Origin of the sequence: Ancylobacter tetraedralis, from assembly GCF_014195655.1 — a bacterium.
GTDB lineage: Bacteria > Pseudomonadota > Alphaproteobacteria > Rhizobiales > Xanthobacteraceae > Ancylobacter > Ancylobacter tetraedralis.
Window position 1 is genome coordinate 507983 of sequence record NZ_JACICD010000003.1, and the last position, 26241, is coordinate 534223.

Here is a 26241-nt window from a genome sequence, read left to right on the forward strand (position 1 = left end):
GCGATCCTGGCAGACCCGGCCGCGGGCGCTTGGCCCACCCGCGGCTCGGGAGACGTTGAAGGACCTCAGTCGGCCAGAACGAGAGTGGGCGCTTCCAGCTGCTCGGCCGGCAGGTTCCACTTCTTCATCAGCTCGGCCTGGAGGCCGGCCTTCTGGATTTCGGTCAGCGCCGCCATGACCGCATCGCGGAACTCGACCTTGTTGCGCGGCACGGCGATGCCCACGGAATAGGGCAGCGTCACCGCCGTCGCCTTCGCCAGCTTGTCGGGATAGGCCTTCACCGCGCCGTCGACCGTGTTCACGTCGTTGATGTAAGTGTCGGCCCGACCGGCGAGAATCGCCTGGATGCAGTTGGCGTTGTTGTCGAACAGCAGGATTTCCGGCGCCGGCTTGCCGGCCTTCTTGCACTCACCTTCCAGCGCCTGGATCAGCGGCACCTCGACATAGCCGGTATTCTCGGCCGCTACCGTGCCGCAGAGCGACAGGTCGATGCCGGTGATGCCCTTGGGATTGCCCTTGGCCACCAGCACGCCATCGAACACCTTGAGATAGGTGATGAAGTCGGCCGCCTTGGCGCGGTCCTTGGTTGCGTAGATGTCGGAGATGACAATGTCCGCCTGGCCCGCCTGAAGCGTGGTCAGCAGCGACGCGAAGGTCACCGGCGTGTAGGTGATCTTGAAGCCGAGGCAGTCGCCGATGGCCTCGCCGAGATCGATATCGAAGCCGATATACTTGGATGGGTCCTGGGGATCGATGGTCTCGTAGCCCGGCGTGTGCGGGTTGATGGCGTTGACCAGCGTCTTGCCCTTGAGCGAGGGATACTTGGCCTGAAGCGCGGCGCAGGCGGCCGGAGACGCGGCCTTCGCCGGCTGCGGCAGACCCGCCACCATGCCGGTGGCGGCGACGGCGAGGCCCAGAGCCCCGAGCAGCGCCGACCGGAGCGGCGCGGTGCCGATCTCGCGACCCCCGCCGAAATGCCTGATGAGATTGAGTGCCACTGAACCTTCTCCTCTGCTTCCGCACGCCCATGCGCGGTGACGGGGACTGAGGAGCCGAGTGTGGCGCAGGACCTCCGCGGGATACTTGTCTCTGGGCGCACCGATTGTTGGACGGGCAGCTGCCAACATTCAGGCAAGCGCTGCCCAATGCATGGGCATACCCAACCGATCACCGGCGATGAAGCGCATATCGCTTACGCTGGATCCCGCGGCCAGATGACCAACGGGTGATGAATCCGCCAGCGTCCCCCTCGCCCAGCGGAGCGCCCGGCTCACAACCCGGCAGCGAGAGTACGCGCAACGATGCGTGGGAGCGCGCCACCAGCCTGCGCAAGGGCCAAGGGATAAGACGCGCGAACCCAGCCTGTTGTTCGCGCCGCCACGCCGATTAAATCCGACGCCCCTTCACCACCCCTGTGATAGGTTATTCCAGAGCGTCATCCTGAGATCCGGTATTTGACGGCGTTCCTGCCGAGTGATGGCTCGCCCCGCGAGTTTTCGGCCCATGAGGGCCATAGTCGTGAAACAAGAACCGACTGCGCATCTCGAAGCGGCGAGCACGCTGGCCGTGGTGGTCTCCTCGAACGAGCCGCTGCTTTTCCTGACCATGGACCAGAAAGTCATCGCGGCGAGCACGTCCTTCTGCCGCGCCTTTGGCATCGACCCCGCGACCATTCCCGGCCGACGTCTGAGCGATCTCGGAAAAGGCGAATGGGCCCTGCCCCGGCTTGCCTCCCTGCTGAAGGCGACCGCCTCGGGCAGCGCGCAGATCGACGCCTATGAAATTGACCTCGAACGGCCGGACCAGATGACACGACGACTGGTCGTGAACGCCCGGCAGCTCGACGATGGCGACAAGGAGCGTATCCGGCTGCTGCTGGCTATCACCGACGTGACGGACATACGCGCCGAGGCGCGTCTGAAGGACGATCTCGTCCGGGAAAAGGCCATCCTCTTGCAGGAGGTGCAGCACAGGGTCGCGAACAGCCTGCAGATCATCGCCAGCGTTCTCATGCAGAGCGCGCGCCGGGTGCAGTCCGAAGAGGCGCGCGGGCATCTCCACAATGCCCATCACCGGGTCATGTCGATCGCGGCCGTGCAGAAGCAGCTCTCCACCTCAAAAGCGGGCAAGGTCGATCTCTCGACCTATTTTACCCAGCTCTGCGAAAGTCTCGGCGCTTCGATGATTGCCGATGGCGAGCGGCTGTCGATCGCGGTCACGGTGGATGACAGCGCGGTGGACGCCGACGTCTCCATCAGCCTGGGCCTCATCGTCACCGAACTGGTGATCAATTCACTCAAGCATGCTTTCCCGGACCAGTCGAAAGGCCGCATCACGATCGATTACCACTCGAGCGGCAAGGACTGGACCCTGTCGGTCTCCGATGACGGCATCGGCATGCCGAGGGGGGCCGATGCGCCCAAGGCGGGCCTTGGCACCGGCATTGTCGAGGCGCTTGCCCGCAATCTTGAGGGAACGATCGAATTGAGCGATGCGAACCCCGGTACGAACATCACCATTCGCCATAGCGGAGCTGCCCATCGCCAGACGGACGTTCCAGCGGCCGAATAGGAACCTATTGCGCAGCAAAACGCTATATCATCAGCCGGCGAAACCTTCGGCTTGCACAACCCGAGTAAGTGATGTTCAGGGGCAAGGCGGTCATCCTCGTCGTCGAGGATAGCGCGATCATTCGAATGAGTGCCGTGGACCTTGTTCTATCCGCGGGTTATCTTGCGCTGGAAGCCAGCAGCGCCGAAGAGGCCGTTCGGATTCTCGAATCGAGAACCGACGTCGATCTGGTCTTTACCGATGTGCAGATGCCGGGAACGATGGATGGCATCCGGCTGTCCCACTACATCCGCGAGCGCTGGCCGCCGGTGCGGTTGATCGTGGCTTCCGGCAAGGCGATGCTCGCAGAGAGCCACCTTCCCGAGGGAAGCCGGTTCTTCTCAAAACCCTATAATGACCACGCGATCACCGACGCGATCGGTCGCCTGCTGTCGGGGGATGCCGGCTGATTCCGGCTCGGCCGTTAACATCCCCGCGCCATCGTCCGCCGCCGCCGCGCACCGCGCCGATCCCGGCACCGTCGGCTTGTGCTGAGGGGTCGCGCGAGGACGGACGGCCCCTCATCCGTGCGGATGGCCGTCAAAGGGCTGTTGCGTAGGGGCGCGAACATGCCTTGTATGCCGCCCGGCGGGTTCAGCGCGAACCGGCCTGCACAGTCTGGAGAGTGAAATGGCCGACATCGTCATCATTGCCTACGAGTCCGAAGCCAAGGCGGAGGCCGCGCGGCAGGAGCTTCTGAAGCTCCAGAAGGAATATCTGATCGAGCTTGGCGATGCGGTTGTGGCGGTCCGGCAGGAAGACGGCACGATCAAGCTGCACCAGATGGTGAACACGACACTTGCCGGCGCGGCCTCGGGCGGGCTCTGGGGCGGCCTCGTGGGACTGCTCTTCCTCAACCCGCTGATCGGCATGGCCGTGGGCGCGGGTGCCGGCGCGCTGGCGGGCAAGTTCACCGACGTGGGCATCAATGACGACTTCATCAAGGATGCCAGTTCCGCGCTCGGTCAGGGTCAGGCGGCGCTGTGCGTCCTCATCCGCAAGGTGACGGCGGACAAGGTGGTCGAGGACATGGCCAAGTTCGGCGGCACCGTCCTTCATACCAACCTGACGCACGAGCAGGAAGAGAAGCTGCAGGCCGCGCTGAAGGGCGCCTGAGAACTTCCGGTTCCGGGAGGCCTCAGGCCGAGGCCTCCGCCGAGCCCTCCACAACCCGCGCGTGGCATGGCGGGAGACACGGGTCACCGGTGTCTCCCGCCATCTCGGGTCGCCCATTCCGGCGGATCGGAGCACCCCCGCGTCATGGATCTTGCGGTTCCGGCGGGAGCGGCAGAGCCTCGAATTGAGCGTGGATCTCACGCGCTACCCCGCCAACAGCACCACGCAGCAGAGCGACAAGATCCTCATGGGGGACCGGACATTCGAGGTGTCGGAAGTTCGTCGGGACTGCCAGAGCCGCGTGGTGCGCCTGCTGGCGTCGGGCGGGCTGGACAATACCGAGGACGGTTGAGGTCGGACTTGCACGAAGGCGAAAGGAGGTCAGCCTCCGCATGGCATCATGCCAAGCCGGCTCAGCCACCTAGAGTACAGGCAAGAACGACACATCCCACCAGGAAACAAAGCAGAGACAGAGGCGCCACCGAGAGCCGCCCCCAGCGCCCATAAAATCATCGGAGCTCGGATCGAGCCTAACAGATGACCAACGGCCAATGCACCGACTTGGCTGAGGAGGGCAACAGCAGCACCCCCATTCAGGAGGATTACCGCTTTGATCGCACCTTGGGCGTAGTCCTGAGAGATCTCGCGAAAGTCTGCCATGTAACCGGTCTCAAAACCCTGCGCGAGAAGAACGCCATCAGTGTCAAGCAAGCGGTTAGAGACGACTCAACAGCCGATCTCAATTAGGAACACAAATAGTAGACACCAAGCCCGCCGCAGAAAATTTTCTGCAATTCAATAACTTAGGAAAAAATTTTGGCGGGCCGCGAGTGACCTAGAAGAGAACTATGTGTTCGCCATAGCCCTATGACGTGTGTTGACCCATAGCGGCGGCTCGGAAGGTCCGTTATGGACAAGATCACTGCATAGAAAAGTGCGGCGAAGCCACCAAAATGCCGAACATCACGAAACGCCCGCCCATGTCTCGCGGCGCCAGTCGGCGCAGCTAATGGGTTGGCCGTCCTTGAGACCCGCACTGACGATCGCCCCGAAACGCAGATCTCCGTCCTTTAGCCATTCGACGTCGTGGCCCTTCGCTGCGAGTTCTGCGCCGTGCCGATGGCCACGCTCGACCAGCAGCCTACCGTCCTGACTCCGCCAGCGCGGACGGGCAATGGCGGTCGCGAGATCGTCGCTGCCGACAAACATATTGGTGAGCACCTGCGTCAGCGTCTGCACCTGTCCATCGGCACCCGGCGTCGCCAGCGCGAGACACCCGGTCTCGGTCTCCAGCAGCACTGGCGCTAGCGTGTGGATCGGACGTTTCCCGCCGGCGCAATCGTTCGGCGCAACGGTGAACCCGGCGGCCCGGTTGTTCAGCGTGAAGCCGCCCTCGGGCACGAAAACGGCCGAGCCGAAACTGTCGAACACGCTGATCAGCGAGGAGACGACAAGGCCGTCGCGGTCGGCGACCGCCACCCCCGCCGTGTGGAGATAGGCACGCGGCCCGGTCCTGCCGCTCGCTTTTTCGATATCGACCGCGAGTGGTTCCGACAGCAGCGTAGCACCTTCGCTGGCGCGATCGCGGAAGGAGAAACTGCTCGCGGTAAGTTCGATACCGATGTGATCGCGCGACGCTGGCGAAGAATGAGCGAGCTTCTCCTCAGCCGCGAGCACCATCGACAGCAGGATACCCTGCGAGATGGGCGGCTGAACGTGCAGCCGCATGCCACGCCAATCCGTGGTTATGGGCGGAGCGACGACGGTTTCATGCCGGTCGAGGTCCGCTAGACTCATCACGCCGGCACTGCGTTCGATCGCTCGGCAGAGCGCTACGGCCATATCCCCCGCATAGAAAGCGTCGCGGCCGGTCTCGCCGATGGCTTCAAGCAGGCGGGCCAGTTCCGGCTGGGATTGCCGTGTACCGGCCGGCGCCCCGCGCAGAGCCCAATCCTGCGCCCCGCCACGCACCAGCCGCGCCTCGTACGTGCGAAAGGTCTGTGCGAGATCCGCGCCGACCAGTATCCCGTCCTCAGCGAGGCGGATGGCAGGCGCGAGGACACGCCCGAGCGGCAGTCGTCCCCAGCGACGGCTCATCTCGACCCAGGCATCGACGATGCCGGGAACCGTGACGCTGTTTCCCCCGTCGGTATCGGCCCGGCTCATCGCGGCGGGAGCGGCACCCGTGCCGTTGACTGCCGTCACCACGCCATCACCAGTGCGCACCAGGCAGAGCTGATCACCGCCGAGGCCGCAATTGTCAGGCGACAGCGCACACAGCACGGCCTGCGCCGCAATCGCTGCATCCACGGCCGAGCCGTCGGCCGTCAGCATCTCGGTGGCGGCCGTGACCGCCAGTGGATGCGCCGCGGCGACGGCCCCGCGATTGCCGAACAGGACCGGGCGCTGCTGCGAGGAGAACGGGTCGGCGACGTGCATGGAAACTCTCGACGGCTTAGACTGCGGTATAGCCACCATCCACCACCAGCGAGGCGCCGGTGATGTAGGCGGCGGCGGGCGAAGCAAGGAACAGCACGGTGGCGGCGAGCTCTTCCGCCGTTCCCTGCCGGCGGAGCGGAATTCCCGCGACAAGGTCGCGCTCGGCCAGTTGCTTGTCGGGTTGGTGCGACCAGAACGGACCGTTGAACGGCGTGTCTACCCAGCCCGGCAGCAGGCAGTTGACCCGGATACCCTGGGGCGACAGCTCGTCGGCGAGGCTGCGGCACAGCCCGACGAGCCCGGCCTTGGTCGCATGATAGGCGGGCATGCCGGCGTGCCCGCGCAGCGCACCGGTCGACGACGTGAAGAGAAGGCTCGGATTGGGCGAGCCCCTCAGCGCCGGCGCCGCCGCCTGCGCGAACAGGAACGGCGCGGTAAGGTTCACCGCCAGGCTGGCCTGCCAGTCGGCGAGCGTCCAATCCGTGAGCGCGGCCGCGCGCAGCAGCCCGGCATTCACGAACACCGTGTCGAGGCTGCCGAAGGCTTCCAGGGCGGCTTCAATCGCCGCCTTGGGCAGGGCTGGATCGGTAAGATCGCCGATCAGCACTTCTGCTGCTCCAGCCCCTGTTTCAACACACGCCGCCTCGGCTTCCTCCCGGTTGATATCAACCAGAAACACATTGTCGCCCTGGGCGCGGAAGGCCTGCAGGCTGGCACGCCCGATGCCGGTCGCACCGCCCGCTATGAGGATGGTGGCTATGACACGCACTCCCGTTCCGCCCTGGCCGCGCGGGTCGCGTCCCAGTCGATGGCGTGCGCGGGGGTGAGCACCACGGCATAGTCGCGCAGCGCCGCTTCACGTGAGAGGCGTCCATCCAGCACGTCGTCGCGCACGCGTTCCGGTTCGCGCTCCAGCGGATCGCCAAATCCGCCGCCACCCGCCATGACATGGCTGAACAGCGCGCCCTTGCGGAGCGTCAGCGGCGCGGTCGGCAGGACGGGCAGCACCGTGGATGCGTTGCCATCGGTGACGAGGTTCATCGAGGGCGTTCCCTCGCCGCCGCCGAACAGCCCGTGCGGCCGAAAGGCCCGCTTGTCCGAGCGCACGCCGAGAAAGCAGTCGTCGGTGAGCACACGATAGTCGCGGCGCAGCGCAAGGCCACCGCGCCGCCGGCCAATGCCGCCGGTATCGGGCACAAGCCCATAATATTCGATGCGGAGCGGATAGCCGGCCTCGATCATCTCGACGGGGACGTTGGACTGATTGGAACCCATATGCGGCACGCCGTCCTGCCCGTCCTCGTCGCGGCTGGCGCCCCAGGTGCCCATGATGCACTCGGAGAACACGAACGGACTTCCTTCATGCTGCCCGGCGAAGGTCGGCAGGGTCGAGCCTCCGGCTCCGTCCGCCGTCACCCTGTCAGGCAGTGCCGGTGCGAGAGCACCAAAAATGCAGTCGATGATCCGGTAACCCGTGATGCCGCGCGCGCCACAGGGCGCCGGCAGCGTGCAGTTGACCAGCGTCCCCTCCGGCGCGCGCACGGTGATCGGCCTCGTGTAGCCGTGGCAGTTCGGCATTTCCTGCGGCATCACCGAGCGCAACGCGGCATAGACGTTCGACTTGGTAAACGACAGCGGGGCATTGATGCCGCCCTTCACCTGTGCCGCCGTGCCTTCCCAATCGGCGACGATGGTGTCGCCGCTGACCGTCAGGGCCACATTGAGAATGATCGGCACGGGATTGTCGCCAAGGCCGTCAATGTGATCGGTGAACCGATAGACGCCGTCGGGAATCGCCGCGATGTGGTGGCGTGCCATCCGTTCGGCGAGGTCGTGCAGATCCGCGAGCGCCTGCCGCGTGATGTCGGCGCCGAAGCGCGTGTACAGCTCGTCGAGGCCCCGGACGCCGGCCTCCGCCGCGGCGACCTGCGCACGCAGATCGCCAAGGACGAGATGCGGCACGCGCACATTGGCCGCGACGATGCGCCAGATCTTGGGATCGTCGACACCATCCTCGCGCAGCTTGAGGAAGGGCAGGCGCAGCCCCTCCTGATAGATCTCGGTCGCGCCGATGGAATTGGAGCCAGGCACCAGCCCGCCGACATCGACATGATGGGCAATAGTGGTCGCCCAGCCCTCCAGCCGCGCCTTATGGAAGAATGGCTTGATGATGTAGATGTCCGGCAGGTGCTGACCGCTGGCGAGATAGGGGTCGTTGCCGATGAAGATATCGCCGTCGCGGATGTCGCCGTCATATTCGCGAATCAGGTGGTGCATCGCATCGTGGAAGCTGCCCAGATGCATCGGCGTGGTCAGGCCTTGACCGACGATCTCGCCCTCGGCGTCGCAGACCGCCGTCGAATAATCCATGGAATCGCGGATGATGGCCGAGTAGGCGGTCCGCATCAGGATCAGCGCCATCTCGTCGGCGACGGTGTCGAGGCCGTTGCGGATGACTTCCAGCAGCAGCGGATCGGTGGTCGCGCTCCCTGTTTTCGCGGTCGCGTCACTCATGCCGGCACCTCCACGGTCTGGTCGATCAGTATATTGAGCCGGCCGTCGAGGCTGGCGGTCCAACCGGGCGGAACGATGATGGTCGCGTCCGGCTCCTCGACAATGAGCGGGCCGTTCAGTGGCGCTGCAAGATCATGGCGCTCGACGATGCGCGCCTCGAGCCAACCCTCTTCGCCGAAATAAGCCGGGCGGGTCGACACCTCGCCTTGTCGCGGACGCGCCGGAAGATGACTCTCCGGCCGCTCTGTGATGACCGTTCCGATCACGCGCAGGGTCACGATCTCGCGCGGATGGGCCCGCGGCAGGCTATGGCCGTAGGTGCGGGCGTGCTCCTCGTCGAACGCGGCGGCAAGTGCGTCACGCATGGCGGCATCGAAGGCGCCGTCCGGCATGTCGACGGCGAGTTCGAACGCCTGGCCGGCATAGCGCAGGTCGAGCCGCCGGCGCAGCCGGACCGTGTCGGCCGGCCGTCCGAGATGGTGCAGGACGCTGGCTTCCAGAGCGGAGAAGGCGTCGTCCAGCTTCACCGGATCGGCGCCATCAAGCTGTGTCAGCAAGCCTTGGGACTGCGCGAACTCGATCTCCGAATAGAGAAGACCAAAGGCGCTGAACACGCCGGCGGCGGGGGGAATGATCACCCGGCGCATGCCGAGAGACGCGGCAAGACCGACCGCATGCAGACCGCCGCCGCCGCCGAAGGCCAGCAAAGCGAAGTCGCGCGGGTCGCGGCCACGCGAGGTGGTGACCGAACGGACCGAACGAGCCATGAGCGCATTGGCGATGGCAAGGACGCCATAGGATGCTTCCTCGACCGAGCGGCCAAGCGGCGTGGCCACCTTGCGCTCGATCGAGGCACGCGCGGCGGCCAGGTCGATCGCCACCGTGCCGTCGGCGATCGCCACCGGGTTGAGATAGCCTAGCGCCACATTGGCATCGGTGACCGTCGGCTCGACGCCGCCCCGGCCATAAGCAACCGGCCCCGGCATCGCGCCGGCACTCTGCGGGCCGACACTGATATTGCCGGCGGTATTGAGGCGAACGATGCTGCCGCCACCCGTGCCGACCTCCGACACGTCGATGACCGGAAGCCGCAGTGCATAGCCGCCACCCTTCACGAGGCGGCTCGACAGTGAAATGCCGCCGCCCACTTCATACTCGTCCGTGGTGAGGTAGCGCCCGCGCTCGACCACCGACGCTTTGGCAGTGGTGCCACCAACGTCCAGAGCAATGACGTTCTCGAAACCGGCGCGGCGCCCGACATAGCCCGCGCCGATCACGCCCGCCGCCGGACCACTTTCCACAACCAGCGCCGGCCGCTGCAGCACGGTTTCGAGATCGAGAATGCCGCCGGAGGACTGCATCATGAACAGAGGCGCCGTGATGCCCTCCTTGTCCAGCCCGGCGCGCAGCGAGGTCAGATAGCGGCTGACCGGCGGCGCGACATAGGCGTTGATGACGGTGGTGCTGGTGCGCTCGTACTCGCGGATCTCCGGCAGCACGTCGACCGAGAGCGTCACGAAGCAATCCGGCAGCAGCGCGCGCAACAGTTCGCCGGCGCGGCGCTCATGGTCCGGGTTGGCGTAGGAATGCAGGAAGCAGACGGCGACCGCCTCGATCCCGGCCGCCTCGATCTGACCGGCGATGCCAGGCAAGGCAGCCTCGTCCAGCGCACGCAGCACCTCGCCGCGTGGGCCGACGCGCTCCGCCACCTCGAAGCGATGGCGGCGCGGCACGAGGGGTGGTGGCTTGCGGTAGAGCGGCTCGTAAAGCCGTGGCACGCGGATGCGCCGCAGCTCCAGCACGTCGCGAAAACCCTCCGTCGTGACGAGCGCGGTACGCGCGCCCTTGCCCTCCAATATGGCGTTGGTGGCGACCGTGGAGGCGTGCAGCATCTCGGAAACGTCCGAAGCGGCCACATTCTCGCGCATGAGAATCTGCCGGCACCCCTCGATGACACCTCTCGCATAGTCGTCCGGCGTCGAGGGGACCTTGGTCGTGGAGAGGCGGCCGTCCGGCGCCAGCAGCACCACATCGGTGAAGGTGCCGCCGATATCGACGGCGAGCCGGAAACTGCCCGTGGCGCTCAATGCGATCGGCGTGCTCACAGCGCGTACTTCCGGACCTTGGCCTCGTCCACCTCGATGCCAAGGCCGGGGGCCTCCAGCGGCAGCAGCATGCCGTCGGCAAAGGGGAAGGGCGTGGATATGACATCGTCCTCGAAATAGTGCCCGCCGATCTTGCACGGGTGGGTGCCGGCCGGCGCCGAGATGGGGATGACGGCGGGAAGGCATACCGCGCGTGCGGACAGCGCAAAGGCCAGGTTGGCGGCATTGCCGATGGCGGATTCGATGGAGCCGTTGACGTCGCACGGAAGGCTGGCCGCCTCCGCGATGGCGGCGACCTCGCCCGCGCGGCGCAGGCCGCCGGCCTTGGCGAGATAGATGGAGATCGCATCAGCGCCCCGCGCGGCGACGAGGTCGAGCGCGTCACGCGGCGACCAGCAGCTCTCGTCGGCGATGATCTTGACGCGGCTCTCCGCCGTCACGCGAGCGGTATCGGACAGGCCGGCGACGGGCTGCTCGATGTAGTCGATTCCCGCGCCCTCAAGCCGCCGCGACACATCGAAGGCCACCTTGAGCGGCCGGTAGCCCTGATTGGCATCGAGCCGCAGGCGCATGCCGGGCAGCCGGCGACGCAGCTCGTGCATTAGTTCGATGTCCCGCTCGGCATCCTGTCCACCCTTGATCTGCAGAGCCCTGATGCCATCGGCGCTGGCAGCTTCGGCCTCGGCGATCGCTTCCCCAATCTCCATCAACCCGACCATGTGCGCCACGACGACGCCGGGGCGGACGGCGCCACCAAGCAGCCGATGCACCGGCAGGCCGACTGCCTTGCCCCAGAGATCGTGCAACGCCATCTCGATCGCGCATTTGGCGTAGGTGTGACCAATCGCGAGTTCATCCATGAGCGGGATGATCGCCCCGATCTCGGTGGGATCGCGGCCGATCAGTTGAGGGCCGATCACCGAGCCCACCATGTGGCTCACCGTCACCAGCGTCTCGCCGCCATGCCGGCCATATTCACCGCCCCAAGTGGCGAGCGGAGTGGCCTCGCCATAGCCGACGATTCCCGTATCGGAAACAACGCGGACGAGCACGAATTCTCCGAGCTCCTGATCCAAGCCGTTCCAACGAAAGCGCCGCCGGATGGGCAATGCGAACGGGACGGCTTCTACGGCCTTGATCTTCACGGGGGCACTCTCCTGCCTAGTTTGACGGCGACTATTCCCTGATATGAAAATTATTTCCGATGCGAGAATCAAGTTGATTTTTTCTTCCTGGTGAAATTATCTTCTCGATATGGATGGCGTGACCGGTGAAGGAACGCGGGCAGATCGATGACAAAGCCGCAGGTGCAGAGGACTTCCGTCGGCTCGAACGCGGTAAGCGAACGACTGAAGCTGGTGCGGCAGGATGCCGAGCTGACGCTCGCCGAGGTGGCGCAGCGCACCGGGGTCTCGGTGTCCAACCTGTCGAAGATCGAGCGGGGCGAGGTGTCGCCGTCCTTCGACGTGGTGATCCGGCTCTGCGAGGGCCTGGGCATCGCCATCGAGCAGTTCGTTACCCCGGGCTTGAAGCCGACAGTCAGCGGTCGCAAGACCCAGACCGCCCACGGTCAGGGCGTGCCGTTCTCGACCGAGCAATATACCTATCTGGCTCATTCGACCGAGATCTCCCGCAAGAACATGATCCCGCTTGAGATGTGGGTCACCGCGCGCTCTCCGGATGAGTTTGCGGACTGGGGTCAGCATGAGGGCGAGGAGTTCGTCTACGTCATCAGCGGTGAGATCGAAATCCATACCGATCAGTACGCCCCTTTCCGCGTCGGGCCGGGCGAAAGCACCTATTTCGACAGCGGGATGAAGCATGTCTACGTCTGCGTGAGCAAGAATGACGCTCACATATTGTCGGTATCCTACAATCCGCGCGGGGCGTCCGCGCCCGTCGAGCGGTTCATGCATCCCTCGGCTCGGCCCGGCCGGGCGGAGAAATAGGCGCAACGATCGCCTTTGCAGGCCGGCGGAGACCGGCGTCGCAGCGAGATAACGCTCAAATAAATACAACTTCCAGTATATTATATCTATGGAGAACAGCCATGCGTTCGTCTATGCTACGCTTTGCCGTTGCTGCATCCGTACTACTGATCGGCGGCCCGGTTCTTGCCGACGCGCCGAAATGCGAGCCTGAAAAGGTCGCCCAGAAATATCCGGAACTTGCCGGCAAGACCCTGCTGATGGGTGCCGACGGCCAGACCCCGCCCTATGCCTTCCTCGATCCGAAGACCAACACTCTCGTCGGTTCCGACATCGATCTCGCCAAGAAGGTCTTCGACTGCATCGGCGTGAAATACGAGATCCGGCCGGCCGCCTGGTCGGGCATCTTCCCCTCGGTCGTGGCCGGGCAGATGGATCTGATGTTCTACATCTATTACAACGCCAAGCGGGTGCAGCAGGCCGATTTCGTCGTCTACATGAAGGCCGGCACTGGCGCGATCACGCAGAAGGGCAACCCGAAGAATATCAAGTCGAACGACGATCTGTGCGGCAAGACCGTCGCCGTTGGCCTCGGCACGGTCGAAGAGGCGCAGATGAAGGAACTCGGCGGCAAATGCGTCGCCGGTGGCAAGGAAACCGTGACGGTGATGACCTATCCCGATCACGCAGCGGGCTTCCGCCTCGTCGCCAACAACCGGGCCGACATCATGTTGACAGACCTCGCGCTCGTCGACCGCACTATCGCCGACAACCCGACGGTCTATGAGCGCGCCTACGGCATCATCAGCGGTTTCCAGATCGGCACCGCGGTGAAGAAGGGAAACGCCGCGCTCGCGCAGGCGCTGCTTGACGGACTGAAGGCTGTGCAGGCCTCCGGCGGCCAGCAGGAAGTGTTCAAGAAGTACGGCGTCGATCCGGCACTTGAACTTCCGGCCGAACTCAAGACCAACTGATCGGCCAGAGCTGATCTATACGCGCGATCGCCCGGCGGCCTCCCCGAGGCCGCTGGTTCGCGGCGCGCCTTCATGTTTCTCCTGGGAGTAATCCGATGGAGTGGGCGACCGAAGTCCTCAGCTATTTCACATCCGATTTCCTTTGGGCCGGCGCTGTTCTCGCCCTCCAGATCACCGTCGTGTCGATGGTGATCGGGCTTGCCTTCGGTCTCGTTCTCGCCCTGATGCGCATAAGCGAATACCGCCTGATCAGCGGTATCGCCTGGGTCTATATCTGGGTCATGCGCGGAACGCCGCTGCTCCTGCAACTGGTGTTCATCTTCGATGCATTACCGCTGATCGGGCTCAAATTCGACAGCTTCACCACAGCCGTCATCGGCTTCTCGCTCAATCAGGCCGCCTTCTCGGCGGAGATCATTCGCGGCGGCATCCTGTCGGTGAACCCGCAGCAGGCGGTGGCGGCATCCTCGCTCGGCATGGGCCCCATGCTGACCTTGCGCCGCATCGTGCTGCCGCAGGCCATGCGCGCCATCCTTCCCGCGCTCGCCAACGACACGATCGGCATGCTGAAGATGACGTCGGTGGCCTCCGTCATCTTCGTCAACGAACTCACCTTCCGCGCCCAGCAGATCGTCGGCGAGAATTTCAAGTTCTTCACCGTTTTCGCCGGCGCCGGCCTCATCTATCTGCTGCTCACCAGCATCATCTCGATCGCCCAGATGCTGATCGAGCGCTCGCTCGACCCAGAACGGCGCCAGCAGACAGGATCGCGCGGATGGCTGGGCCGGGGGCGCAGGACGACCGCGCCCGCCCCTGCCGCCACGCCGGTCCGCGCCACGAAGGCCTCGCGTGTCGAGGCGGTGCGCGAGCTCATTCCGGCGGCAGCCCCCGCGGCATCGGACGAACCGTTCCTGCAATGCGCCAATGTCTGGAAGGCCTATGGCGAGCGTGATGTGCTCAAGGGCATCAGCTTCAACGTGAAGCCCGGCGAGGTCGTCGCGGTTATCGGCCCGAGCGGATCGGGCAAGTCCACGCTGCTGCGCCTGGTCAATCATCTCGAATCCATCGACCAGGGCGAGATTCGCGTCGGCGGCCGATATGTCGGCTATGTGAAGGAGAACGGTCGGCTCAGGCCAACCTCCGGCCGCGCCAAGGCACGCGCGGAGGTCGGCGTCAGCATGGTGTTCCAGTCGTTCAACCTGTTCGCCAATCTGACCGCGCTCGAAAACATCATGGAAGCGCCAGTGCGGGTCCACGGCGTGCCGCGAGCGGAGGCGGAGGCGCTGGCGCGCCGGCTGCTGGCCGCAGTAGGACTGTCCAGCCACGCCGACCATCTGCCGCAGCATCTGTCCGGCGGCCAGCAGCAGCGTGTCGCCATTGCCCGCGCCCTCGCGGTCAAGCCACGCCTCATGCTGTTCGACGAGCCGACATCCGCGCTCGATCCCGAGTTGGTCGGCGAGGTGCTGAACGTGATGCGCGCACTCGCCGAAGCCGGCATGACGATGATCATCGTCACCCACGAGATCCGCTTCGCCCGTGAGGTGGCCGACCGTGTGGTGTTCTTCGACGAGGGCAGCATCGTCGAGGAAGGGGCGCCCGCCGACATACTCGACAAGCCCAGCAAGGAGCGCACGCGCCGGTTCCTGAGCGTGATTGGCAATGAAGTCGCCGACGAGGAAGTGGCGTGAATACCGATCCGCTCGACCGCGACGCGCTTACCGCGGAGGTGCTGATCGTCGGCGCCGGACTCTCGGGCGGCGTGGTCGCCCGGCGGCTGGCGGAAGCCGGCGTGGACGTGTTGTGTCTGGAACAGGGGCCACGTCCCGATCCCGCATCTTATCGCGGCGAGCACGACGACTGGGAGTTGACCTCTTTCGGCCCGTGGAGCGCCAGCCCGAATATTCGCCGCGGCCCCGGCGACTATCTCATCGACGATAGCCGCTCGGACATCAAGCCGATGATGTATAATGGCGTTGGCGGTGGCACCGTGCTCTACGGCGCGCAATGGATGCGCTTCATGCCATCCGACTTTCGCACCTATTCGACCGACGGTGTCGGCGACGACTGGCCGCTTTCCTACGAGGAGCTTGCGCCCTTCTACGACCGGATCGACGTCGATTTCGGCGTGTCTGGCCGCAATGGCGATCCGGCGATGCCACCCCAGCCCGACTACCCGATGGAAGCGCTGCCGCTGTCTCCCATCGGCCGCAAGATCATGGAAGGACATGTGAAGCTTGGCTGGCACTGCTGGCCCGGCTCTAACGCAATTACCAGCCGCCAGTATCTGGGCCGTCAGCCTTGCGTTCAGCTCGGCGTCTGCGGGCAAGGCTGCCCGGTCGGAGCCAAGACCAGCGTCGACATCACCCACTGGCCCATCGCCGAGGCGCGTGGCGCAAGGCTGATGACCGGCGCACGCGTCTCCCGTGTGACTCTCGACGCGCATGGGCGCGCGGACGGCGTCGTGTTCAAGGGCGCGGACGGTGTCGAGCGCAAGGCACGCGCCCGTACGGTCATACTCGCTGGCAACGCCATCGGAACCGCCCGGCTTCTGCTGGCCTCCCGCTCTGCCCTGTTCCCGAACGGTCTTGCCAACAGTTCCGGGCTGGTTGGCAAACGGCTGATGCTGCACCCGTTCAGCCGGGCTGTAGGGCTTTTCGACGAGCCCCTGGAAAGCTCGCAAGGCCACTGGGGCCAGACGGTCTATTCGCTCGAGTTCGCTAACACCCGCGCTGATGCCGGGTTCGTCCGGGGAGCGAAGTGGAATCTGGGCCCCTCTGGCGGGCCGCTGGGCGCTGCGCTGTTTCCGTGGCCGAACGAACCGCTCTGGGGCGAAGCGCTGCACCGGCATGTCGACGCCTGGCTCGGCCGAAGCGGTGTCTGGGGCATCATCTGCGAAGATCTGCCGGAAGAAACGAACCGGGTGGAGATCGATTCCGCAAGGCTTGATAGCGACGGCAATCCGATCCCCATCCTTCATTACAGGCTGTCGGAGAATTCGAAGGCGATGCTGGCCTTCAACCTCGCCCGCGCCGAGGAGTCGCTGCAAGCTGCGGGTGCTACGCGCACTCTCACCGTCCCGCTGCTACCCGACTATGGATGGCACCCGCTTGGAACCTGCCGGATGGGGGACGACCCGGCGACGTCGGTGGTTGACCGCTTCGGCGCCTCGCACGACGTTCCGGGGCTGCACATCGTGGATGGCAGCACCCTCGTCACCGGCTCCTGCGCCAACCCGGCAGCGACGATCGCGGCGCTCGCCCTGCGCGCCGCCGAGCGCCTGATCGCGACGCGCGGACAATCTCAATGAACGCCGCACCGCAAACGTTGACACCCGATGAGCGACAGGCGCTGTCAGCGATCGCCGACGTGCTGATCCCACGCTTTGCGCACATGCCTTCGGCGTCCGACGTCGAATTGTGCGGCCCCCCCATAGACCGGGCACTTGGCGCAAGGCCAGATCTGCTGGCCACGGCACGGTCGCTCGCCAAACAGGCGCGTGGCAGTCACGCCGAGGACATCGTCCGAGAGATCGAGGTCGACGATCCGAAAACGTTGAACGCTGTGCTTCAACTGATGGCAGGCGCGTACTTCATGTTACCGGAAGTCCGCAGCATTCTCGGCTATGCCGGGCAGGAGCGCCGCTAGGCCATCGGCTTGGGGAATACGCCTTAACTGTATGGTACCTCACGAGGATTCACCATCGATTCTCGCCCGATATTGAGGGTAAGCGTCGTCCTGGGGGCTGAACTGAACCGCCCCGGCTTTGCCGGAGGCCCCATCTCCTGAGAGGATGGGGCTATGACGAGCAAGACGACGAACAAGTTCTCGCCTGAGGTGCGCGCTCGCGCGGTACGGATGGTGCTGGACCACGAGGCTGAACACCCTTCGCGCTGGCAGGCGATCGTGTCGATTGCGACCAAGATCGGCTGCTCGGCACACTTGCTGAACGAGTGGCTGAAGAAGGCTGAGATTGATGCCGATAAGCGGGCCGGCATGACGACGGATGTGTCGGCGAAGCTGAAGGCCCTTGAGCGCGAGAACCGCGAGTTGCGGCAGGCGAACGAGATCCTGCGCAAGGCATCTGCATATTTCGCATGGCCCCCATCGGCGAATGCAGGCATTCGCCTGTCGGGTGAGAGGAACTCGACCGCCGGTCGAAGACATGATCGCGTTCATCGATGATCATCGCGGTGCGTATGGGGTCGAGCCGATCTGCAAGGTCCTGCCGATCGCCCCATCGACCTATCATGCGCATGTCGCCCGGCGGCTTGATCCGTCGAAGTGCTCGGCACAGGCGCTACGGGACGCGGCCTTGCGGCCCGAGATCGAGCGCGTGTTCGCCGAGAACTTCGAGGTCTATGGAGCGCGCAAGGTCTGGCGACAGATGATGCGCGAGGGGTTCGACGTGGCGCGCTGCACCGTCGAACGGCTGATGCAGGGCATGGGCTTGGCCGGTGTGATCCGCGGCAAGCCGGTCCGCACGACCATCTCGGACAAGGGGGCGCCGTGCCCACTGGACCATGCGAACCGGGTGTTCCATGCGCCGGCGCCGAACAGGCTCTGGCTGTCCGACTTCACCTATGTCAGCACCTGGGCGGGCTTCGTCTACCTCGCCTCGCGACAAATGCTCCGCATTTGCGCTGATGTGATCGACGCCTATGCCCGCCGCATCGTCGGCTGGCGGGTGAGCCGGACCGCTCATGCCGGCTTCGTGCTGGATGCGCTGGAGCAGGCCCTTCCACCAGCGACGGCCCGCCCATCGCGGCCTGGTGCATCATAGCGACTGCGGCTCGCAATATGTGAGCATCCGCTACACCGAACGCTTGGCTCAGGCGGGCATCGAGCCCTCTGTCGGTAGCGTCGGTGACAGCTATGACAACGCCCTGGCCGAGACGATCAACGGCCTCTACAAAGCCGAGGTGATCCATCGCCGAGGTCCTTGGAAATCCTTCGAGGCTGTCGAGTTCGCCACGCTGATCTGGGTCGACTGGTTCAACAATCGACGGCTGCTGGAGCCTATCGGCAACATCTCGCCGGCCGAAGCCGAGGAACGCTACTACGTCATGCTCGGTGAGCCAGCCATGGCGGCGTGACTTGAACCAAATGGCCTCCGGTGAAGCCGGGGCGGTTCAGTCTGGACCGTGCCAGCGCATCGCATGAAGGCGGGGTGCGAGCATCGGGTGCCGCTCCCGGCGCGCACGATCGAGCTCCTGACTGGCATGAAGCCCCCGGGCTGCGACGTTCCGGACAGCGACATGTTCGTCTTTCCCGGTGCCCGGAAGGCGAAGCCCTCGTCGGTCATGGCCTTCGACATGCAACGGCGCCGGCTGGACTGCGCGTACACGGTGCACGGCTTCCGTTCGGCATTCCGTGATTGGGTCGGTGAGGAGACAACGTTCCAGCGCGAGGTCGCCGAAGCCGCGCTGGCGCATACGGTGGGTGATGAAGTCGAGCGTGCCTATCGCCGCGGCGATGCGCTCGAGAAGCGGCGCACGCTCATGGAAGCGTGGGCGATGTATTGCGAGCATGGTGACGATGAGGCGGATGCCAATCGGGCCTCATCATCGGGTGAAGAGCGTGCGGATGTCACCCCATTCTCGGGGGAACCGGGGGAACAAGGGGAACAGTTTTCGTCCACCCGACGTTTCCTCTGCTACGGTCCGATCGGCGCTGGATCACGAGGCCGAGCATCCGTCGCGCTGGGTAGCGATCATGTCGATAGCGAGCAAGATCGGCTGCACGGCGCAGATGCTGAACGAGTGGGTCGAGAGGGCCGAGGTCGACAGCGGCCGCAAGCCCGGTCTGACGGTGGATATGGCGGCCAAGCTCAAGGCTCTGGATCGCGAGAGCCGGGAGCTTCGGTAGGCGAATGCGATCCTACCCAAGGCATCGGCGTATTTTGCCCAAGCGGAGTTCGACCGCCGACACCGGTCATGATCGCCTTCATCGACGATCACCGCGGTGCCTAGGGGGTCGAGCCGATCTGCAAGGTCTTGCCGATCGCCCGGTCAACCTATCATGAGCATGTTGGCAGGCGGACCGAATGCCAATGAGCAGCCCAGCCAAACCGACATCACGGCGGCTTGACGGCTTCCAGGGTCGCGTTCGTTCGCCCGAGAAAGGGCGAACTTTCGCCACTCGGCCGTTGCGCCCATGCTGGTCTCTATCCGTTGGCGATGCGGAGGCGGCGCCCCATCCATACTCCGGCCATACAGGCTGGTTTCAGCCGTAGCGCCTGTCGATGATCCTTTTGGCACTATAATACCGAAAAGTGGCGAATCTGTAGTAACCATGGCATGGCGTACATGTCATGGTTGCAGGGTGGTATGATGTGTGGGCATTACTTCCGTTGTCGACATAGTCATAAGTCAACGTGATCCCAGAGGCACCGGACATGGGCGGCGGAGCTCCCTCATGGGGGAAGTGTTCATCCGACCGACAGAGCTTTCATCATCTCATTCATCATTCAGCTGACGTCGCAGCTGTCTTCTTGTCTCTACTGGGCCAGCCCATCTTTCGACGCAGGGCCGATGCGGCGCTGCGGCGCCCTTTAGAGGATTCTGAATTACGTGCGTTAGCCGTCCTTGTCTTTCTGCATGACATCGGCAAACTTGCGCCCGGCTTTCAGGCTAAGGGCTGGTCAGAGCCACACGGGGTGCCGCTGCGCGGTCATCTGGAATGCGGCTGGCTCTGGACCCGCACGCTCGACGCCAAGTCCCTCGCGGGGACGGCGGGGCATGTGGCGCGTTGGCCCGCTATCCGCACATGGCTGCTGGCGTTGTTCGCGCACCATGGCCGACCCGTCGTAGAGCCCGAATCGGGCCTTGCCAGCCCTTTCTACACGCTTCGCCATGTCGCCTATGACTGGAAGGCCGAGGAACAGCATATGGGCGAGGCGCTACTCGCCTGGTTTCCCGATCTCCCGACCGTTCGTCCGCCGCCGGCATCGCCGCGTTTCGTGCATTTTTTCTGCGGTCTGCTCACGCTGGCCGACTGGATAGGCTCGGACCGGCGCGCCTTCCCGTTCGAGGCGGCGTTTCGGCCGGATTATTGGCGCACGGCACAGGCGCAGGCGGAGCGGCGCGTACGGGAGATCGGCCTGTCGCCGCACGGCCTCGCCTTGCGCGGCGAACCGGGTTGGGCGCTGATTTCCGACCATGTGGCGCCGAGGACGGCGCAAGCAGCGATAGGGACCGTTCCGCCCGGTGAGCGTCTGGTTCTGCTGGAAGCCGAAACGGGGGCAGGCAAGACGGAGGCGGCGCTTTGGCGCTTTGCCACGCTGCTGGCCGCCGGCGAAATCGAGGCGCTCTACTTTGCCGTGCCTACTCGTGCGGCGGCGCGACAGCTCCAGCGCCGGGTCAACGAAGCGCTGCAGCGCATGTTCGCCGATCCACCCGAGGCCGTGCTGGCCATTCCCGGGCAGGTGAGAGCCGGCGAGGCGGCGGGCATGCGCCTGCCGGATTTCACCATGCTCTGGGACGATGCGCAGGAGAGGCCGACGCGTTGGGCGGCCGAGCACTCCGCCCGCTTCCTCGCCGCGCGCGTGGCTGTCGGTACGGTCGATCAGCGGCGCTCGGCGGGCTTCAGGTGAAATACGCCCATCTTCGCGGCGCCACGTTGAGCCGGGCATTGCTCGTGATCGACGAGGTGCACGCCTCCGACGCCTATATGACCGCGGTGCAGGCCGCGATGGCGCGGGACCACCTGGCGCTGGGCGCGCGAGGTCATTGACCGCAAGGTGCTGGATGGCTGGACGGGCGGGATCGATGAGGCCGTGCTCAAGCCGATCCGCGAGGCGCTGCTGGTGGCCGTCTACGGCAAGAACGGCGTGGACAAGAAGTCCCGCCAGACCCTGCTGTTGGGCGAGGCCGAGATCGCCTTTCTCACCGCCGAGGCAAGGCGGCTGGCGACGAGCGCGGCGGGAGATGCGAGGGCGGCGGAGGAACTCGCCAAGGAATGGCGTAAGACCGACAAGGCCAATCTCAAGGCCCTTGGGGAGGGAGCGAAGCTGCCCGGTGGCCTCACCGCCGCCCTGTTCGGCCGCATGGTCACGTCCGACCCACGCGCCAATATCGATGCGCCGGTGCATGTGGCGCACGCCTTCACCGTCCACGCCGAGGAGGCGGAAAGCGACTATTTCATCGCCGCCGACGATCTCGCCCGCGAGGAGGATACCGGCGCCGACACCATTCAGGAAACCGAGCTCACCTCGGGCCTGTTCTATGGCTATGTCGTAGTCGACATCCCCGGCCTTCTCTCCAATCTGGCTGGGGATGCGGCGCTTGCCGGCGCGGTGCTGCACAATCTGCTCTATCGGATCGCCGAGGTATCGCCCGGCGCCAAGATCGGCTCGACGGCGCCCTATTCGCGCGCCTCCTTCCTGCTGGTCGAGGCCGGCGACCGCCAGCCCCGCTCGCTGGCCGAGGCGTTCCGCGACCCCTGCGCGGCGAATGCCGGGGTGGCGATCGGACGGCTGGTCGGCCATCTCGCCAGGCTCGATGAGACCTATGCCACCGGCGAGACGCGGCACTTTCTCTCGCTGGTGAACACCGACATGCCCGGTGCGGAACGGGGCTCGCTGGCCGATCTGGCGCGCTTTGCCGGCACCCTGCCGCTCACGCTTGCGGAGCCTGCCACATCATGACCCTGCGCTGGCTGCATCTGCGCCTTGCCGCCCCTCTCATGGCCTTCGGCGACGTGGCCATCGATCACGTCGGGCCGACGCGCGACTTCCCCTCCGCCTCCGCGCTTACGGGACTGTTCGGCAATGCTCTGGGATGGCGTCGCGCGGATGGGGCGGCGCATCAGGCCCTGCAGGACCGGCTGGTGTTCGGCGCGCTCATTGCCCGGGCGGGGCATTTGCTGACCGATACCCAGAACGCCAAGCTGGAGGCGAATGATCGCGGCTGGACCACCTGGGGGAGGCCGGACGAACGGGCGGGTGCTACCTATGATTCGCCGCACCGCCGCCGCCGCGACTATCTCGCGGATCACGAGTGCCGCGTCGTGTTACGCCTGCTTGATGTCCCGGATGGTCCCAGTCTCGACGCCCTCGCGCAGGCGCTTGACCGGCCGGCCCGCCCGCTCTTCCTCGGTCGCAAGCCGTGCCTGCCCTGTGCACGCCTCGTCGGCGGATGGGTCGAGGGAGCGAATGCGCGCACGGCCCTGGCCGCGCTCGGTCTCGCCGGGCGCGCGCTATGGCCGGCGGAGGACGGCGGCGGCACGCGGCGCGATGTTGCCGATCGGCGCAACTGGCGGACCGGGCTGCATGGCGGCAGCTATCCGGTGTGCGAGGGAGAGATCGCATGAGCCTGCACTTGATCGAAGCGCCGATTGCGTTGCGCGATCTGCATTTCTGGGCCGGGGCGCGCAATCTCGGGGGCGGCGGCGTCGACGAGGGGGTGGTGCTTCATCACCTCCTGGGCGAAACCTTTGGTCCCGCCGCGTTGCAGCCCTTCCGCCTGCTGGTGGCCGAAGGCGGACAGGCCGGAACGCTCTACGCCTATGCCGATCAGGATGCCTCCGCCCTGCGGCAAACGGCGCTGGCCAGCCAGACGCCTGGACAGGAGGCCGTCATCCGACTTGACCGCCTGCGCTCCATCCCTCGTCCGGTCTCTGTCTGGCGGGAGGGCCAGCGGCTCGGCTTCGATGTGCGACTGCGTCCGGTGGTGCGGCTTCACAGCGAACTTGTCGGACATAACGAGCAGGGGGAGCCGGTTTCGCTGCGCATGGGCGCTGAGGTCGACGCCTTCCTGGCGCGCAGCCTGCGGACAAAGGCGGAAGGCCTGGATTTGCCGAGCCGCGAGGCGGTTTATCTCGACTGGTTGGGCGAACGCCTGGTCGGCGCCGCACGGCTTGAGAGAGAGACGACACGCCTTGCCGGCTTTCGGCGGCAGGTCGCTGTGCGCAAGGGGCGGCGGCTCGAAGGGCCGGACGCGACGGTGCATGGCACGCTGGTTGTGACCGACCCCGAGGCTTTTGCCGGACGGCTGGCCGCGGGCATCGGCCGTCACCGCGCCTATGGTTACGGCATGCTTCTGCTGCGCCCGCCGCAACGTCCAAAGACGGCATGAGGGGAGCAAGCCATGCTGCTGGGACGCCTCGGCCTGGAGACCGCCCGCCTGCCCCATGCCGACCGGCATGGGCTGCTGCTGCTCGACCGAGGAGCACTGACGGTCGAAGCAGGCTGCCTGCGCTTCGCCTCGGCCGGCGGCGGTGCGGTGGAACGGGGCGAATACACCATTCCCCACCAATCCATCTCGCTGCTCCTGCTGGGGCCGGGCTCGACGGTGTGCGGCTCTACACGGCGCCGCCTCTGATGCCGGATTTCTCCCACCTCGCCCGGCGGCAGGCTGAACTCTGGGCCGACGCCAATCGCGGCCGGCTGGATGTGGCCCGCCGCATGTATGCTTGGCGACTCGGCGAGGTGCTTCCTCATCGCGACATAGCGGTGCTCCGTGGCATCGAGGGAGCACGGGTGAAGGCGCTGTACGCCAATCTCGCCGAGCGTTTCGGCATCCAATGGAAGGGACGGCGCTATGACCGGGCCGATCCCCTTGCCGCCGACTTTCCGAACCAGGCCCTCAACCATGCGGCCAGCGCGGTCGAGGGAGCGGCGGCGATCGCGGTGACGGCGACCGCGACCATTCCCCAGCGCGGCTTCGTTCACGAGGATTCCGGCCAGAGCTTCGTGCTCGACATCGCCGACCTGTTTCGCGACAAGCTGACAGTGCCCTGCGCCTTTCGGGCGGTGGGAGTTCAGAAGAAGACGCCCCATCTCTCCATAGAACGTGTCACGCGGCGCCTTGTCGGCGATCGGCCGCCACCTTTCCGGGGTCAGGCGCGGCGACGGCGGGATCGAGTGGGAGATTGGCCTGCAGAGAGGGCTGGGGTTGTGAGATCGATGACCGTAGGTGCAACGCTGCGGGACGGCACTCCCGCACCTTGCTGCTTCGGCCTGAGAAACTCACCATTCCCAGAATGGCCTCCGCGAGAACCAGGTTGCCGGTCAGCCGACGCTACCTCAAGGCTGGCGCTATGCGCCTCCGCTCACGCGGCTGCGGCCTTGACCCAGCCACGGCAGACCGGAAGGGGCTGACCGAATGGCAGACGCGGATCGTGCAGCTCTCCTTCGATGGCCACCACAACGCCTCGATCGCCCGGCTGCTGGATACTTCCTTGGGCGAAGTGAAGGACCAGAAGCTGCGCATCACGACAAGCTCGACATTACCAGCGAACGCGAATTGCTGCCGGCCTTTCTCATGAGCCTGTGACAGCCACTGGCCGGCGTCAGGACGCGCCGGTCGCCACCGGAGGGCGCGGCCGGCAGGGCTTCTTGCCCGCGCGCAGGCTCACCCCTCACGGTTGGCGAAACCGGCCGGGCCGCGACAAAATTCGTCTTGCCAATGTCGGTAACTGCCCTATTGTACGTACAAGACCGCGAACCAGTCCTGTGACCTTCATGCGCAGCATCGACCGCCAATCACCGGAACCCTACTACCTCCAGCTCGTCCGTCTGGTGGAAGAGGATATCGATGCCGGAAAGTACGCTGTGGGGGATCGTCTTCCGGCTGAAACCGAGCTGTGCCGCCATTTCGATCTCGCGCGCTCGACGGTGCGCGAGACGTTGCGGAACCTCCAGGAGAAGGGACGCATCAAGATGGTACCGCGTCGCGGTGCCTTCGTGGTCGATCCTCTGGAGGCTGGCTGGTCACTACAGGTAGCCGACGGCTTCTTTGAAGCGGAGGTGGATCATCACCGCCGCGATGTAAAAACGCAGGTGGTGAAGGCGGGCTTGTCCGCCCTGCCCGTGGCGGCCGCCGAGGCTCTCGGCCTGCCCGCCGGCGCCACCGGCTACAGGCTGAAGCGGCTGCGCTATCTCGACGGGCAGATCGCCTTGCTGTCGATCAATTATCTGGTGCCGGATGTGGCGCCAATCCTCGATGGCAGTGAGGTACTGACCGGGAAGGCCTCGCTCAACCGCACCCTGCGGGATGGCGGCTTCAGTGTGTTCGGCGCGCGCCGCAGTGTCGAAGCGCAGGCCGCGACCGCCGAACTGGCCAAATATCTGCAAGTGCCGGTGGGGGCACCTCTGCTCCTCGTCACCTCGGTATCGTGGGGCCGCGACGAGAAACCCTTCGACTTCTACACCTCATGGGTGCGCAGCGACATCGTCAAGGTCACGATCGAGGCACGCGCACCGACCGATTGACGCGCATCCGCGCGCACCAACTGCCGCGCAGGCGCGCGGTGGAATCTCCGACGAGAATACTCGCGGAACACCAATGAATGGGAGAAACGCCAGCATGAAGGACACCCGACCGGCCTGACCGCCGCAAATCCCGATCGACCTGCTCAAGGCGCGCCCGCGCGCCGCAGGTCGACCGGCGCAGGCGTCGCCGCCAGCCCATCCCCTTGATCAAGCCGCCCTGCACGTCCTTGGCGCCACGCGCGCCCTAGCCGTCGCATAGGCTGATGTCTGAAGCCGCTCGCGCGCCCCCCGCGCGACGAACGCGCCCGCATGTCCGAGCGCTCGCGCCGCGCGCATCCCGCGCC

The 26241-nt window shown here is 65.5% G+C and carries 24 protein-coding genes, 2 pseudogenes and 2 other annotated features; of the genes and pseudogenes, 20 read left to right on the forward strand and 6 right to left on the reverse strand.

Annotation, left to right across the window (positions count from 1 at the left end):
• Nucleotides 1-65: 65 nt before the first annotated feature.
• Nucleotides 66-956 (reverse strand): ABC transporter substrate-binding protein, encoded by an 891-nt coding sequence (locus tag FHS55_RS10875; protein ID WP_343056123.1) that lies wholly within the window; start codon nucleotides 954-956, stop codon nucleotides 66-68.
• Nucleotides 957-1503: 547 nt separating this feature from the next.
• On the opposite strand from FHS55_RS10875, the gene FHS55_RS10880 reads away from it, so the two are divergent.
• The 5 genes from FHS55_RS10880 to FHS55_RS10900 all read left to right on the forward strand — a co-directional run bounded on the left by FHS55_RS10880 (nucleotide 1504) and on the right by FHS55_RS10900 (nucleotide 4473).
• Entirely contained in the window at nucleotides 1504-2571 is a 1068-nt protein-coding gene (locus tag FHS55_RS10880; RefSeq protein ID WP_210286919.1) for a sensor histidine kinase, read from the forward strand.
• Nucleotides 2572-2642: 71 nt separating this feature from the next.
• Complete coding sequence (locus FHS55_RS10885) at nucleotides 2643-3020, forward strand: response regulator (RefSeq protein WP_183189748.1); 378 nt, start codon at nucleotides 2643-2645, stop codon at nucleotides 3018-3020.
• 220 nt (nucleotides 3021-3240) lie between these two features.
• A complete protein-coding gene (locus FHS55_RS10890) occupies nucleotides 3241-3726 on the forward strand; it encodes a DUF1269 domain-containing protein (protein WP_183189749.1) in 486 nt (161 codons plus the stop codon).
• Between the two features lie 184 nt (nucleotides 3727-3910).
• Nucleotides 3911-4078 (forward strand): hypothetical protein, encoded by a 168-nt coding sequence (locus FHS55_RS10895; RefSeq protein ID WP_183189750.1) that lies wholly within the window; start codon nucleotides 3911-3913, stop codon nucleotides 4076-4078.
• Between the two features lie 185 nt (nucleotides 4079-4263).
• Nucleotides 4264-4473, forward strand: a complete 210-nt coding sequence (locus tag FHS55_RS10900; RefSeq protein WP_183189751.1) for an MBL fold metallo-hydrolase — start codon at nucleotides 4264-4266, stop codon at nucleotides 4471-4473.
• A gap of 216 nt (nucleotides 4474-4689) precedes the next feature.
• Here FHS55_RS10900 and FHS55_RS10905 read toward each other — a convergent pair whose 3' ends face one another.
• The 5 genes from FHS55_RS10905 to FHS55_RS10925 are packed head-to-tail and all read right to left on the reverse strand — an operon-like array spanning nucleotide 4690 to nucleotide 11929.
• The gene (locus FHS55_RS10905) at nucleotides 4690-6165 is read right to left on the reverse strand and encodes a gamma-glutamyltransferase (RefSeq protein ID WP_183189752.1); all 1476 of its coding nucleotides are present in this window, start codon (nucleotides 6163-6165) and stop codon (nucleotides 4690-4692) included.
• Between the two features lie 16 nt (nucleotides 6166-6181).
• Nucleotides 6182-6934 carry an SDR family oxidoreductase gene (locus tag FHS55_RS10910; RefSeq protein WP_210286920.1) on the reverse strand — a complete coding sequence of 251 codons (753 nt, stop codon included), beginning with the start codon at nucleotides 6932-6934 and terminating at the stop codon, nucleotides 6182-6184.
• Nucleotides 6922-8679, reverse strand: coding sequence for a hydantoinase B/oxoprolinase family protein (locus FHS55_RS10915; protein WP_183189753.1), 1758 nt, complete (start codon nucleotides 8677-8679; stop codon nucleotides 6922-6924). Before FHS55_RS10915 ends, FHS55_RS10910 begins: the two co-directional genes overlap by 13 nt.
• Nucleotides 8676-10784, reverse strand: coding sequence for a hydantoinase/oxoprolinase family protein (locus tag FHS55_RS10920; protein WP_210286921.1), 2109 nt, complete (start codon nucleotides 10782-10784; stop codon nucleotides 8676-8678). Before FHS55_RS10920 ends, FHS55_RS10915 begins: the two co-directional genes overlap by 4 nt.
• A complete protein-coding gene (locus FHS55_RS10925) occupies nucleotides 10781-11929 on the reverse strand; it encodes an enolase C-terminal domain-like protein (RefSeq protein ID WP_183189754.1) in 1149 nt (382 codons plus the stop codon). Before FHS55_RS10925 ends, FHS55_RS10920 begins: the two co-directional genes overlap by 4 nt.
• 147 nt (nucleotides 11930-12076) lie before the next feature.
• On the opposite strand from FHS55_RS10925, the gene FHS55_RS10930 reads away from it, so the two are divergent.
• The 15 genes and pseudogenes from FHS55_RS10930 (at nucleotide 12077) to FHS55_RS10995 (ending at nucleotide 25897) form a co-directional block, all read left to right on the forward strand.
• Complete coding sequence (locus FHS55_RS10930) at nucleotides 12077-12733, forward strand: helix-turn-helix domain-containing protein (RefSeq protein ID WP_183189755.1); 657 nt, start codon at nucleotides 12077-12079, stop codon at nucleotides 12731-12733.
• 101 nt (nucleotides 12734-12834) lie between these two features.
• Entirely contained in the window at nucleotides 12835-13686 is an 852-nt protein-coding gene (locus FHS55_RS10935) for an ABC transporter substrate-binding protein (RefSeq protein ID WP_183189756.1), read from the forward strand.
• 95 nt (nucleotides 13687-13781) lie between these two features.
• Nucleotides 13782-15374 carry an amino acid ABC transporter permease/ATP-binding protein gene (locus tag FHS55_RS23720; RefSeq protein WP_183189757.1) on the forward strand — a complete coding sequence of 531 codons (1593 nt, stop codon included), beginning with the start codon at nucleotides 13782-13784 and terminating at the stop codon, nucleotides 15372-15374.
• Nucleotides 15371-16993 (forward strand): GMC oxidoreductase, encoded by a 1623-nt coding sequence (locus FHS55_RS10945; protein ID WP_183189758.1) that lies wholly within the window; start codon nucleotides 15371-15373, stop codon nucleotides 16991-16993. Before FHS55_RS23720 ends, FHS55_RS10945 begins: the two co-directional genes overlap by 4 nt.
• On the forward strand, nucleotides 16990-17331 hold the full coding sequence (locus tag FHS55_RS10950) for a hypothetical protein (RefSeq protein WP_183189759.1): 342 nt from the start codon (nucleotides 16990-16992) through the stop codon (nucleotides 17329-17331). The genes FHS55_RS10945 and FHS55_RS10950 overlap by 4 nt, the downstream gene beginning before the upstream one ends.
• Before the next feature lie 153 nt (nucleotides 17332-17484).
• A pseudogene (locus tag FHS55_RS10955) lies at nucleotides 17485-18779 on the forward strand (IS3 family transposase).
• Nucleotides 17809-17923, forward strand: a sequence feature (AL1L pseudoknot). It overlaps the preceding pseudogene by 115 nt.
• A gap of 490 nt (nucleotides 18780-19269) precedes the next feature.
• Nucleotides 19270-19730, forward strand: a pseudogene (locus tag FHS55_RS23450) (IS3 family transposase); the annotation flags it as partial.
• Nucleotides 19578-19694, forward strand: a sequence feature (AL1L pseudoknot). Its footprint overlaps the pseudogene before it by 117 nt.
• Before the next feature lie 350 nt (nucleotides 19731-20080).
• Nucleotides 20081-21277 carry a CRISPR-associated endonuclease Cas3'' gene (locus tag FHS55_RS10965; protein WP_183189761.1) on the forward strand — a complete coding sequence of 399 codons (1197 nt, stop codon included), beginning with the start codon at nucleotides 20081-20083 and terminating at the stop codon, nucleotides 21275-21277.
• The gene (locus tag FHS55_RS10970; protein ID WP_183189762.1) at nucleotides 21274-21417 is read left to right on the forward strand and encodes a hypothetical protein; all 144 of its coding nucleotides are present in this window, start codon (nucleotides 21274-21276) and stop codon (nucleotides 21415-21417) included. The genes FHS55_RS10965 and FHS55_RS10970 overlap by 4 nt, the downstream gene beginning before the upstream one ends.
• 7 nt (nucleotides 21418-21424) lie before the next feature.
• Nucleotides 21425-22330 (forward strand): type I-E CRISPR-associated protein Cas7/Cse4/CasC, encoded by a 906-nt coding sequence (gene cas7e, locus FHS55_RS10975; protein WP_343056119.1) that lies wholly within the window; start codon nucleotides 21425-21427, stop codon nucleotides 22328-22330.
• Complete coding sequence (gene cas5e / locus FHS55_RS10980) at nucleotides 22327-22995, forward strand: type I-E CRISPR-associated protein Cas5/CasD (RefSeq protein ID WP_183189763.1); 669 nt, start codon at nucleotides 22327-22329, stop codon at nucleotides 22993-22995. The genes cas7e and cas5e overlap by 4 nt, the downstream gene beginning before the upstream one ends.
• Nucleotides 22992-23759 carry a type I-E CRISPR-associated protein Cas6/Cse3/CasE gene (locus FHS55_RS10985; protein WP_183189764.1) on the forward strand — a complete coding sequence of 256 codons (768 nt, stop codon included), beginning with the start codon at nucleotides 22992-22994 and terminating at the stop codon, nucleotides 23757-23759. The genes cas5e and FHS55_RS10985 overlap by 4 nt, the downstream gene beginning before the upstream one ends.
• Nucleotides 23760-23771: 12 nt before the next feature.
• The gene (locus FHS55_RS23245) at nucleotides 23772-24005 is read left to right on the forward strand and encodes a hypothetical protein (RefSeq protein WP_210286923.1); all 234 of its coding nucleotides are present in this window, start codon (nucleotides 23772-23774) and stop codon (nucleotides 24003-24005) included.
• Nucleotides 24005-24784: a CRISPR-associated endonuclease Cas1 gene (locus tag FHS55_RS23250; RefSeq protein ID WP_210286924.1), complete on the forward strand. Its 780-nt coding sequence runs from the start codon at nucleotides 24005-24007 to the stop codon at nucleotides 24782-24784. The genes FHS55_RS23245 and FHS55_RS23250 overlap by 1 nt, the downstream gene beginning before the upstream one ends.
• Before the next feature lie 363 nt (nucleotides 24785-25147).
• The gene (locus FHS55_RS10995; RefSeq protein ID WP_183189765.1) at nucleotides 25148-25897 is read left to right on the forward strand and encodes a GntR family transcriptional regulator; all 750 of its coding nucleotides are present in this window, start codon (nucleotides 25148-25150) and stop codon (nucleotides 25895-25897) included.
• The last annotated feature ends 344 nt before the right edge of the window (nucleotides 25898-26241 follow it).